Consider the following 11,687-nt stretch of genomic DNA (forward strand, 5'->3'; position numbering starts at 1 on the left):
AGTTGTATGATACAACTATATGCCGGGAGTCAAGCGGTGAACCAGCTTGAGCTGATCGACGACATCCGCGCCGCGTCGCGGCTGATGGTGCGCGAGCTCGGCTTCATGGACGCGACGGTGGCGGCATCGGACTATCCGCCCTCGGCGGTTCACACCATCCTGGAAATCGGCATCCGCGGTCCGATGACGTCAGGCGAGCTCGGTGATTTCCTGCGTCTGGAGAAATCGAGCATCAGCCGCATGGTGCGCAAGCTGATCGACTGCGGCGAGCTCAGGGAGACACCTGACGAGCTTGATGCACGCAGCAAGCTCTTGTCGCTGACGGCGAAGGGCCGCCGCACGCTGGAAGCGCTGCATGCGTTCGGACGGCAGCAGGTGCGTGGTGCGCTGGCGGCGTTGACGCCGGCCGAACAGCGCATCGTGCGCGAGGGCATGATGCTTTATGCGCGGGCGCTGCGGGCGAGCCGGGAGGAGGAGAAGGTCGTGGGGTAGCCACACACTCGGTGTCATCGCCCGGCTTGAGCGGGCGATCCAGTACTCCGAGACGCCGGTGGTTCAATCGATAGGCCGCGGCGTACTAGATGCCCCGCTTTCGCGGAGCATGACAGCGTCAGGCTTGGCGGTCACTTCCCGAACTCTTCCCGCATCTTCGCCTGGATCTTGGCCATACCGCCGATCCAGCGGTCGTAATTCTCGGTCTTCTTGCGCATGTAGCCGAGCACCTGGGGATGCGGCAGGATCAGGAACGTTTCCTGCTCGAGGCCGGCGAGCACGTCTTTCGCCACTTGCTCCGGCGTCAGGTCGCCGTCGCCGGATTGCGGGCCCTTGGGGATCGAGCGCAGCATGTTGGTGTCGACGCCCTGCGGGCAGAGGATCGAGACCTTGATGTTGTGGGCCTTGTGCGAGATCGCGAGATTCTCGGCAAAGCCAACCGCAGCGTGCTTGGTCGTCGAATAAGCGGGGCTGCCGACCTGCGACAGCAGGCCCGCGGCCGAGATGGTGTTGAGAAAGTACCCGCCGCCACGCGCCCTCATGCGCGGCACGAGATGCCGCGCCGCGTAGACGTGCGCCATGACGTGGATCGCCCAGCTGCGCTGCCAGGGTTCATCCGAGGCGCCGCCGGCATTTTCCGACATCGGATCGAAACCGCCGCCGATGCCGGCATTGGAGCAGAACAGCTCGATCGGCCCGAACTGACGTTCGGTCTCCTCGATGACGTGAGCGATGTCCTTTTCCTGAGCAACGTCGCATTTGAAGGCGGCGCCATCAACCATGGCTGCGACCGCCCGCGCATTGGCGGCGTCCATGTCCGCGACCACGACCTTGGCTGCGCCCGCATGATGAAAGGCCTCGCACAGCGCCTTGCCGATGCCGTTTGCGCCGCCCGTGACGACCACGACCTTGCCGGTCACCTGCATGCGACGTCTCCTCTTGTCTTGTACGGCTTTGGACCGCGTCTCTTGTACCGCGTCGCGGAAAGCTTGCTCAGCTCAACACGAGGTCGAGCACCGCGGTATAATGGCATGCCGCGCCGGCCAAGACAAAGCCGTGCCAGATCGCATTCTGGAATCGCAGACGCCGCCAGGCGTGGAAGATCACGCCGAAGCTGTAGAGCAGGCCGCCCGCAACGATGAAGCCCAGCACCAGCGCGGGCAAGGCCCTGACCACGGCGTCGTAGAGCATCATGCCGCTCCAGCCCATCGCGAGATAGATGCCGACCGAGACGCGGTCGAACCGGCCGGGATAGAGAAGCTTCAACACGATGCCCAGGATCGCCACGCACCAGACCCCGGCGAGCAGCACCAGCGCGAACACGCTGTCCTTCACCTCCAGGATGAACGGCGTGTAGGTCGCGGCGATCAGCAGATAGATCGCGGAATGGTCGAACCGGCGCAGCAGCCATTTGGCCGGCGACACCGGCCAGAGATTATAGGTCGCCGACAGCACCAGCATCGAGAGCAGGCCGGCGACGTAGATCGAGACGCCGACGATGTCGGTCGCATCGGCATAGATCGCCGTCAGCACCACCAGCACGGTCGCGGCGACGATACCGGCGAAGACGCCGATCGCGTGGATGACACCATCGGCGATCAGCTCGGCGCGGTCGTAATGCCAGCCGACCATGTCGGCTGCGGCGTGGACGGAGCTGGATGCGAACTCTTTCAATTGGAAGACGGTCATGGGCAATCCGCTAACGTGAGGCAATCGTCCTCTGGTATGGGTGTTTCGGGATCGGCGCGTCGTTCAAACGGCTGACTGGCCGACAAAGGCGGTGGAAGTATGGAGCTTGATTTTCCTCACGCAATTGCCACTTTTGTGAACGGCCGCACATTCCTCCCGCCCCGGATCCTCTAACGTTCATATGGCATTCAGTTTCCAGGATATGGTCGAAGAGGCGCGGCTGTCGGCAAGGGCGCTGATCGACTATGGCGAGCACTTCTTCAACCCGACGGTGCGGCTCGGCGTCACCGGGCTGTCACGGGCGGGTAAGACCGTATTCATCACCGCCCTGATCCACGGCCTGACGCGCGGCGGCCGGTTTCCGGTGTTCGAAGCCTATGCCTCCGGCCGCATCGCGCGGGCGCATCTGGCGCCACAGCCGGACGACGCCGTACCGCGCTTTGCCTATGAGAGCCACCTGCGCGCGCTGATCGAGGAACGGCGCTGGCCGAATTCGACGGTCGACATCAGCGAGCTCAGGCTCGTCGTCGAGTACCAGCGCCCGAACGGCGCGGACCGCAATTTGACGCTCGACATCGTCGACTATCCCGGCGAATGGCTGCTCGACCTGCCGCTGCTCCAGAAAAGCTATGAGCAATGGTCGGCGGAAAGCCTGGCGCTGTCGCGCGAGACACCCCGGGCGCATCTCGCGGCGGATTGGCACGCGCATCTCGCAACGCTCAAGCCCGAAACGCGCGAAGACGAGCAGGCGACGCTGACGGCCGCAAAGCTCTTCACCGATTATCTGCGCGCATGCCGCGAGGAGCGGTTCGCGATGAGCCTGTTGCCGCCCGGCCGCTTCCTGATGCCCGGCAATCTCGCAGGCTCCCCCGCGCTGACCTTCGCGCCGCTCGATCTGCCCGCTGGCGGACAAGCGCCCGACGGCTCGCTCTGGGCGATGATGGTGCGCCGCTTCGAGGCCTACAAGGACGTCGTGGTGCGGCCGTTCTTCCGCGATCATTTCGCGCGGCTCGATCGCCAGATCGTGCTGGCGGATGCACTCGCCGCGTTCAACTCAGGCCCCGAGGCGCTGCACGATCTCGAAGCCGCGCTTGCCGGCATTCTCGGCTGCTTCAACATCGGCCGCAGCACCTTGCTCTCCAGCCTGTTTCGGCCGCGCATCGACCGCATCCTGTTTGCGGCGACCAAGGCGGACCATCTGCATCATTCCAGCCATGACCGGCTCGAGGCCGTGCTGCGCCGCGCCGTATCGGGCGCGGTTGCGCGCGCGGAAAATACCGGCGCGGCGATCGACGTCGTTGCACTCGCCGCCGTCCGCGCCACGCGCGAGGCGCAGGTGTCCCGGGGACGCGACAAATTGCCGTCGATCCTGGGAACTCCGGCCGCGGGCGAAAGCGCCGGCGGCGAGTTCTTCGACGGCAACACGGAAGTCGCGACCTTTCCGGGGGATCTGCCCGTCGATCCCGAGCCGCTGTTCAACGACACGGATGCATTCCGCGGGCTCTCGACGGAGGCGGCCGAGACAAGCGACTTCCGCTTCCTGCGCTTCCGCCCGCCCAAGCTCGAACGCGAGGGCGACGGCGAGCCGGCACTGCCACACATCCGCCTCGACCGTGCCCTGCAGTTCCTGATCGGAGACAAGCTGTCATGACGGAGCGATCCCAGCAGCGGCGGCCGGCGACGTTCCGGCTCGACGATCCCGGCGTCGTCGTCACCGAGGCCGACGAGACGGGACGGCTCGGTCGCGGCACGATCCAGATCACGCCGGAGAGCGATCCATCGACACTGCCGGTGCCGATTCAGGCCACACTTCCCGCGCGGCGCCGCTTTCCCTGGGGCGCGCTGTTCTGGTCCGGCCTCGCCGGGTTGACGCTGCTCGGGGTCGGGCTAGGCGTCGTCCATCTGATCGAGGATTTGTTCGCGCGCAGCGAGAGCCTCGGCTACGTCGGGCTTGCCTTTGCGCTCGTCACTGCGTTGGCGCTTGCCGTCGTGATCGGACGCGAGGCGTTCGGGCTGGCGCGGCTTGCGACGATCGAGAAGCTGCATCAGCGCGCCGCCGACGTGCTCGCCAGTGACGATCGCGCCGAGAGCCGCGTCATCGTGCAGGACCTGCTGAAGATCGCGCACCAGAACCCGCAGCTCGCGCGTGCCCGCGCCACGCTGGAAAGCCATGCCGGCGAGATCATCGACGGCGCCGACATGATCCGGCTCGCCGAGCGCGAACTGATGTCGCCGCTGGATGCGGAAGCGCGGCGGCTGGTGTCATCGGCCGCGCAAAAGGTCTCGATCGTCACAGCGGTCTCGCCCCGCGCGGCGATCGACGTGCTGTTCGTGTTCGTCGCAGCGCTGCGCCTGATCCGCCAGCTTGCCTATCTCTATGGCGGTCGCCCAGGCGCGCTCGGCATGATCCGCCTGCTCCGTCACGTCATCGCCCATCTCGCCATCACCGGCGGCATGGCCGCGAGCGACAGCCTGGTGCAGCAGATGCTCGGCCATGGCATCGCGGCGAAGCTGTCGCAGCGACTGGGTGAAGGCGTGCTCAACGGATTGCTGACGGCGCGGCTGGGCCTCGCCGCGATCGACGTCACGAGGCCATTGCCGTTTGCGGCCCTGCCGCCGCCGAAGCTGTCGGATCTGGCGACGGATCTGCTGCGGAAGAAGGATGGGGAGGAGTAGCGGCGCTTCCTTACCCTCCCCTGGAGGGGGAGGGTCGGCTCGCAGCGCGCCAGCGATGCGAGACGGGGTGGGGTGACGGTCTCTCCTCTCCGCACACTGCCCGCGTGGAGAGATCACCCCACCCCGCTCGCGCTGCGCGCGATCGACCCTCCCCCTCCAGGGGAGGGTAAGCGCCCGCCAGCACTTTCCACTGGAACAGCGGCGAGTCCTTCGGCGGGGCGAGCTCCGGGGTCCAGCCGGTGAGCTTTTCGAGCACATAGGTGTCCGTTACAACGCCGCGCCAACGGCGCTCGACTTCGCCGAGCCGCTCTCGCTTCGCCAGGATGTTCTGCCACAGCGACGAACGATCGTCCGGCGCGCGTCCGACATAGATGCCCGCGTGTCCCCTGATCCTGTCCATGCCGGGATCGCGGAAATCCTGGAAGCGGCCGCGCTCGTTGATCTCGATCACGGGCACGCGGCCCCTGAACAGCCAGCGCATCATGGCGTAGGTGCGGTAGTCCGTCGTCGCGATCCAGGTCGCGCCGGTCGCGTCGAGCGCGGCCTGCGCACGCGCGGCGACCTGCTCGTAGCCCGCCTCGGCGCCGATCGGATCGCTCTTGCCGAGGAAATTCCAGGGCGCGGCGACGTAATAGAGAAACACGATGACGACGAAGGCGATGCCCGAGACGATTGCAGTCCTGGCCCAGAACAGTGACGATTCCAGCATCCGGGCCGACCATCCCTCCTTTGTCATCGTTGCGAGGTTCACCGCGGTGGCCGCGAAGCCGACCGGCCACATGAACATCGGCCAGGTGTCGCCGACCCGGAGCGTCATCGACTTCGCAAGGAAATAAAGAAACGGCACCAGCACGGCGGTCGACAGCAGGATCGCGACCGGCTCGCGCGTGCGATAGCCGCGCCACGCCGTCAGCACCAGGCCCGTCAGGACCACCGGCAGCATGACGAAGCCGACCAGGCCGAATTGCAGGCCGATGTAATCGCCGATCGTCCGCAGCGAGATGCCATAGTTGGCGGTGGCGCGCACGCCCTGGAAGCGGAACGAGGCCCAGTCGTGCTGCGCATTCCAGATCAGTACCGGCGAGAACACGGCGATCGCAACCAGCACGGCGAGGTAAGGGTAAGGGCTCCGCAGCCAGCGCCAGCGCCAATCCGGCACCAGCAGAAAGGCGGCAACCGCCGGCGCGAACATGATCGCGGTGAATTTCGACAGCATCGAAAGGCCTGCGAACAGGCCCGCCGCGAGCCACCAGCGGCCGTCGCCGCCCTGTGCGAGCCGCACCAGCGACCACACCATCGCCATCGCACACGGAATCATCGCGACATCGGGCGCGACCTTGGCCATCAGCAGACCGTAATAGAGCGCGGCCTCCGGCATCAGCACCGCGAACATGATCGCGCGCGCATCATGGGTGAGGCGACGGACGATGTCGGCGAGCAGCAGCTGTGTCACCAGCATGGCGACGATGCCGCCGAAGCGGACGCCCAGCGCGGTGTCGCCGAAGATCGCGGTACTGAGGCGGATCATCCAGGCAATGCCGGGGGGATGATCGAGAAAGCTGAGCGCCGCTTCCTTCGACCAGGTCCAGTAATAGGCCTCGTCCGTGCGCAGCTCGATGGCGGAGGCGTAGACGATGCGCATCACCGTCATCGCGGCGATGATCGCTGCGGCAACGAGGATGAGACGGCGTTCGGCGCCGTCGGGCTTCGCAGAAATGGCGGGAGCGATCGTCACGGCCGCGCTTTTCCCCGACTTGAGAGGGGGAGTCAATGTAGGGCAAGCTCTCTCCCCGAGTCGTCCCGGACAAGCGCAGCTCCCGACAACGCGTAGCGTTGTCTAGAGCGGAGCGCAGATCCGGGACCCATAGCCACAGGGAAGGGTTTGGCGAAGACTCGCAGTTGCCATCCCGCGTCACAACTGCTCCCTGTGGCTATGGGTGCCGGATCGGCGCGCGCTTTGGGCGCGCTTGTCCGGGACGACAGCGGAGGTTAGACGCGCCCACCCTACGATTTCGTAACCCTGCCGCGCATGTGATTGGCGAGCCTGTCCACATCAGGAATTAAACGCTACGCTGGCTGTTCTCCTTGGTGAACTGATACAGGCGAATCATGGCCGCCGCTCCCGTACACATGCCCGAACTCGTCCGCGCCACCGGCGTCCGGCAGTTGCGGCTCATCTGCGGAATCATCCTGTTCGCGTATGTGAGCAGCCATTTCCTCAACCATGCGCTCGGCAACATCTCGGTGGATGCCATGGAGGTCGGGGTCTACTATCATACCCTGTTCTGGCAGTTCCTCCCCGTCGCGATCGTGTTCTACACGGCTGCACTCACCCATATGGGCCTCGGCATCTACGCCCTGTATCAGCGCCGGCAGTTCCGCTGGCGGACGATCGAGCCGCTCCAGCTGGTGCTGGGCCTGAGCATCCCCGCTCTGGTCATGGGGCACGTGGTCGGGGTGCGGCTCGGTTACACGCTGTACGATCATCAGAAGCTCTATCCGCAGGAGCTCTATCTGTTCTTCGTCGCAGCGCCGGGCCGGCTTTGGCAGATGACGATCCTGCTCCTCATTGCATGGGTGCACGGCTGCATCGGCATTTTCTTCTGGCTTCGCCTGAAGCCGTTCTTCACGCGCGCGGCGCCCTATCTGCTCGCGGCCGCCGTGCTGATCCCGACGCTGTCGCTGCTCGGCATCTATCAGGGCGGCCGCAGCGTCGCCGTCGAGAGCGAAGATCGAGAGTGGCGTAGCCAGAACCTTACCCGCGATCAGGTCGGCACGGTCGCAGAAGGCAATACACTCGACCGCATCGCGGGCGGCCTCACCATCGGCTATTTCGGATTGCTCGCCTTGGCGTTGGCGGCACGCGGCGCACGGGCCTTGCGCGAGCGGCGCGGCGGCATGATCGCGCTGTCCTACGGCAACGGCAAGACGGTGCGCGTGCCAAAAGGCCTCTCCGTGCTGGAAGCGAGCCTGCGCCACAACGTGCCGCATGCCAGCGTCTGCGGCGGCCGCGCCCGCTGCTCGACCTGCCGCATCCGCATCATCGGCGATCATGAGGCCCTGCCCGAGCCATCGCCGCGCGAGGCCTTCGTGCTCACCCGCGTCGGCACCTCCGATCCCTCGATCAGGCTCGCCTGCCAGCTGCGGCCGACCTCCGACCTCTCCTTCTTCCAGCTCTTCACACCGCACACAGTCTCCGCGAATGCGCAGGCTTCGACGCCCGCCAGCATCGGCCAGGAGCGCTATCTCGTCAGCCTGTTCGTGGACATGCGCGGCTCGACGCAGCTTGCCGAGAAGCGGCTGCCGTTCGACACGGTCTTCATCGTCAACCGCTTCCTCGGTGCGGTCTCGCAGGCCGTCATCGAGAATGGCGGCCTGCCGAACCAGTTCGTCGGCGACGGCATGCTGGCGCTGTTCGGGCTGTCGGCGGACCCGCAAGCCGCGTGCCGGCAGGCGCTGAAGGCCGCCGCCGGAATCGCCACGCATATCGACGAGCTCAACGAGCTCCTGAGCCACGATCTTCGCCAGCCGATCCGCTTCGGCATCGGCATCCACGGCGGCGAGGTCATCATCGGCGACATCGGCTATCGCGATCACATCGTCTTCACGGCGCTGGGCGATGCCGTCAACGTCGCCGCCCGCCTGCAGGACATGACCAAGACCCTGGCCTGCGAGGCGATCGTCTCGGAGGAAATCCTCCGCACCGCGGACCTCGCCGACGATGCCCTTCCGCAGCATGAGGCCGCAATCCGTGGCCGCGACGAGCCGATGGCGGTGCGCGTCGTGGCGGATGCGCGGGAGCTGGCGGCGCTGGTGGATCGAACCGAGCGCGTCGCGGCCTGATGTCTTCACCTCTCCCCGCTTGCGGGGAGAGGTCGACGCTCTTGCGATCCGGGTGAGGGGGTAAAGGTCTCACGACAATTTCACTTGCGGAGAGAGGCCCCTCACCCCAACCCTCTCCCCGTAAGAACGGGGCGAGGGAGCGCACTGCCTTCGCCGCGTCAGCTCGATCTCATGACAGACGTAACACCGGCCTGCTGCAACGCAGCGGCATGGGCCTGCTGCGAAAGCACGAATTGACTTCGTTCAAATCGTTGCGACAGATGAGCGCAGGATCGCGGTGATGACCGCTGGTCCAACAAAAGCTCCGGGAGGAGACCAGAATGTTCGACCGACGCGACCTGCTCAAAGGAGCGGGCCTTGCCGCCGTTGCGGCTACACTGAATTCCACCAAGGCGCTGGCCCTCGACACGGTGACCCTGCCCTTCGCCAACGGCGAACGGCCGCTGGTGAAATATCCGCAGAAGCGACCGATGATCGGCCTGACCAGCCGGCCGCCGCAGCTCGAGACGCCGTTTGCCGTGTTCAACGACGGCCCGATCACGCCCAACAACGCGTTCTTCGTGCGCTATCACCTCTCCGACCTGCCCTACGATCTCGACCCCGACAAGTTCACGCTCGAGGTCAAGGGCAAGGTCGACAAGCCGCTGAAACTTTCGCTGAAGGACATCAGGAAGATGAAGGCGACCGAGATCGTCGCCGTCAACCAGTGCTCCGGCAACAGCCGCGGTTTCTTCGAGCCGCGCGTCGCCGGCGGCCAGCTCGCCAACGGCGCGATGGGCTGTGCGCGCTGGCGCGGCATACCGCTGAAATCCGTGCTGGCGATGGCCGGCGTTCAGAGTGGCGCCAAGCAGGTGACGTTTGGCGGCATGGACGGACCGGTCAGCGACAAGACGCCCGATTTCGTCAAGGCGCTCGATCTCGATCACGCCACCGACGGCGAGGTGATGCTGGCCTATGGCATGAACGGCGAGGACCTGCCGTTCCTCAACGGCTTCCCGCTGCGCCTGATCGTGCCCGGCTATTTCGGCACCTACTGGGTCAAGCACCTCAACGAGATCACCGTCATCGACAACGTCTATGACGGCTTCTGGATGAAGTCGGCCTATCGCATTCCCGATACGCCCGACAACGCGGTCGAGCCGGGCACCGCGCCGAAGGCGACCATCCCGATCAACCGCTTCACCATCCGCTCCTTCATCACCAGCGTCCCCGATGGCGCGAAGCTGAAGGCAGGCGCCGCGACCCTGCGCGGCATCGCCTTCGACGGCGGCAACGGCATCAAGGAAGTCCAGGTCTCCACCGACGGCGGCAAGACCTGGGCCCGCGCAAAGCTCGGCAAGGACCTTGGCAAATACGCATTCCGCGAATGGAAGCTGCCGGTGAAGCTCGCCGCCGGCAGCCATGAGCTCAAGGTGCGCGCCACCGGCAATGGCGGGGAGACGCAGCCGGACACGCCGCGCTGGAACCCGGCAGGCTATCTGCGCAACGTCGTCGAAACCGTTCGCGTGACGGTCGCCTGAAGGAGAATGATCATGCAGCGCACCGCTCTCCCCGCCGTCACGCTCGCCCTCGCCGCCGTGATAGGTTCGGCCCTTGCCGCGCCGGTCAATTACAAGACTCCCGACGAGGTCGCCGCCTTCAAGCCCGGTCCCAATCTCGAGGTCGTGCAGGGCAATTGCAGCGCCTGCCACTCGTCCGACTACATCGCCACGCAGCCGCCGATGAAGGACAAGAAGGGCTTCTGGCAGGCCGAGGTGACGAAGATGATCAAGGTCTATGGTGCACCGATCGACGATGCCGATGTCGGCAAGATCGTCGACTATCTGGCTGCGACGTATTGACGAATGCGGGGACGCGTACGGACATTTGACCGCGAAACGGGCAAAACCGGCAAAAACGCCGCGAAGTTGAGCGGAATTCAGCGAAATGCCGATGTGGTTTGAGCTACCAAGCCTGCCACATTCCGCGTATCCTGTAGGACCGAACCGGCCGGTTGGCGGGGACTGGCGGTTCGCGATCTCGGAGGAAGACCCGCGGAGAAGTCGTGATGGCTAAAGGTACGGTCAAGTGGTTCAACCCGACGAAGGGTTATGGATTTATCCAGCCTGCGTCGGGGGGCAAGGATGTGTTCGTGCATATCTCGGCAGTGCAGAAAGCCGGTCTGTCGACCCTCAACGAGGGACAGACGGTGGAATACGAAGAGATCGCAAACCGGGGCAAGACCTCCGCAGAAAACCTCAAAGTATAAGCCCGCCAGCATTTGCTGCCTCCTGGACTAATCCGGGAGCCGGGCCAAGAAATTTAGAAGACGGCCAGTGCAGTCGACGACAGGCGTTGCGATTGCACGGGGATAGTTATTTTTCCTTGGAAGACCGCTTGTCCACGCCACAGCAATGACAATCGCGACGGCATGTCGTCAGCCTACCGGCAACGGTGCGTCGCGCTTGATCTCCTCCATCACCGCATAGGTCCGCGTCTCGCGCACGCCCGGCATCGACAGCAAGGTCTCGCCGAGAAAGCGTCGATAGGCGGCCATGTCCGCAAGCCGCGCCTTCACAAGATAGTCGAAGCCGCCGGCTACCATGTGACACTCCAGCACCTCGGGCGCGAGCTTCACCGCACGCGCAAAGCGCTCGAAATTGTCGGGCGTGGTCTTGTCGAGCAACACCTCCACGAACACCAACAGGCCAAGTCCGAGCCGGTGCGGGTTGAGCCGCGCACCATAGCCTTCGACAAAACCCTCGCGCTGCAAGCGCTTCAGCCGTTCGCCGATCGACGTCGGCGACAGCCCGATGCGCTCGGCGAGCTCGACATTGGCGATGCGCCCATCTTCCTGGAGAATCGAGAGGATTCTGCGGTCGATTCGATCCAATTCCATACTATGTCCGCCAAAATGGCATATTGCCTTCAGTTTGTAAGGTAATCTGGCTAATTTGTCTATCGAACTACGGTAGCGTGAGCCTTATCCTGTGATTCAGCCACAGGAC

The 11,687-nt window shown here is 65.0% G+C and carries 11 protein-coding genes; 7 read left to right on the forward strand and 4 right to left on the reverse strand.

Features of this window, described 5'->3' with window-relative positions:
- Positions 1–36 precede the first annotated feature (36 nt).
- Positions 37–492: a MarR family winged helix-turn-helix transcriptional regulator gene (locus EDE08_RS11270; RefSeq protein ID WP_165935863.1), complete on the forward strand. Its 456-nt coding sequence runs from the start codon at positions 37–39 to the stop codon at positions 490–492.
- A 131-nt stretch (positions 493–623) separates the two neighbouring features.
- On the opposite strand, the gene EDE08_RS11280 is transcribed toward EDE08_RS11270, so the two are convergent.
- Both EDE08_RS11280 and trhA read right to left on the reverse strand, forming a co-directional pair.
- A complete protein-coding gene (locus EDE08_RS11280; protein ID WP_131869338.1) occupies positions 624–1,418 on the reverse strand; it encodes an SDR family oxidoreductase in 795 nt (264 codons plus the stop codon).
- Between the two features lie 67 nt (positions 1,419–1,485).
- A complete protein-coding gene (gene trhA / locus EDE08_RS11285; protein WP_028179152.1) occupies positions 1,486–2,181 on the reverse strand; it encodes a PAQR family membrane homeostasis protein TrhA in 696 nt (231 codons plus the stop codon).
- A gap of 181 nt (positions 2,182–2,362) precedes the next feature.
- Here trhA and EDE08_RS11290 point away from each other — a divergent pair, with 181 nt between their 5' ends.
- Positions 2,363–3,832, forward strand: coding sequence for a YcjX family GTP-binding protein (locus tag EDE08_RS11290; RefSeq protein ID WP_131869337.1), 1,470 nt, complete (start codon positions 2,363–2,365; stop codon positions 3,830–3,832).
- Positions 3,829–4,857, forward strand: a complete 1,029-nt coding sequence (locus EDE08_RS11295) for a YcjF family protein (protein WP_131869336.1) — start codon at positions 3,829–3,831, stop codon at positions 4,855–4,857. Before EDE08_RS11290 ends, EDE08_RS11295 begins: the two co-directional genes overlap by 4 nt.
- 10 nt (positions 4,858–4,867) lie before the next feature.
- Here EDE08_RS11295 and EDE08_RS11300 read toward each other — a convergent pair whose 3' ends face one another.
- Positions 4,868–6,508, reverse strand: a complete 1,641-nt coding sequence (locus tag EDE08_RS11300) for a glycosyltransferase family 39 protein (protein WP_131869440.1) — start codon at positions 6,506–6,508, stop codon at positions 4,868–4,870.
- A 458-nt stretch (positions 6,509–6,966) separates the two neighbouring features.
- Here EDE08_RS11300 and EDE08_RS11305 point away from each other — a divergent pair, with 458 nt between their 5' ends.
- The 4 genes from EDE08_RS11305 to EDE08_RS11320 all read left to right on the forward strand — a co-directional run bounded on the left by EDE08_RS11305 (position 6,967) and on the right by EDE08_RS11320 (position 10,948).
- On the forward strand, positions 6,967–8,700 hold the full coding sequence (locus EDE08_RS11305; RefSeq protein ID WP_131869335.1) for an adenylate/guanylate cyclase domain-containing protein: 1,734 nt from the start codon (positions 6,967–6,969) through the stop codon (positions 8,698–8,700).
- A 320-nt stretch (positions 8,701–9,020) separates the two neighbouring features.
- Entirely contained in the window at positions 9,021–10,220 is a 1,200-nt protein-coding gene (gene sorA, locus EDE08_RS11310) for a SorA family sulfite dehydrogenase catalytic subunit (protein WP_131869334.1), read from the forward strand.
- A gap of 12 nt (positions 10,221–10,232) precedes the next feature.
- On the forward strand, positions 10,233–10,541 hold the full coding sequence (gene sorB / locus EDE08_RS11315; protein ID WP_165935864.1) for a SorB family sulfite dehydrogenase c-type cytochrome subunit: 309 nt from the start codon (positions 10,233–10,235) through the stop codon (positions 10,539–10,541).
- Positions 10,542–10,747: 206 nt separating this feature from the next.
- Positions 10,748–10,948 carry a cold-shock protein gene (locus EDE08_RS11320; RefSeq protein ID WP_008563500.1) on the forward strand — a complete coding sequence of 67 codons (201 nt, stop codon included), beginning with the start codon at positions 10,748–10,750 and terminating at the stop codon, positions 10,946–10,948.
- A 168-nt stretch (positions 10,949–11,116) separates the two neighbouring features.
- Here the strand turns inward: EDE08_RS11320 and EDE08_RS11325 are convergent, their stop codons facing one another.
- The gene (locus tag EDE08_RS11325) at positions 11,117–11,578 is read right to left on the reverse strand and encodes an Lrp/AsnC ligand binding domain-containing protein (RefSeq protein ID WP_028182007.1); all 462 of its coding nucleotides are present in this window, start codon (positions 11,576–11,578) and stop codon (positions 11,117–11,119) included.
- Positions 11,579–11,687 lie beyond the last annotated feature (109 nt).

Origin of the sequence: Bradyrhizobium sp. R2.2-H (assembly GCF_004346455.1) — a bacterium.
Taxonomy (GTDB): Bacteria; Pseudomonadota; Alphaproteobacteria; order Rhizobiales; family Xanthobacteraceae; genus Bradyrhizobium; species Bradyrhizobium diversitatis.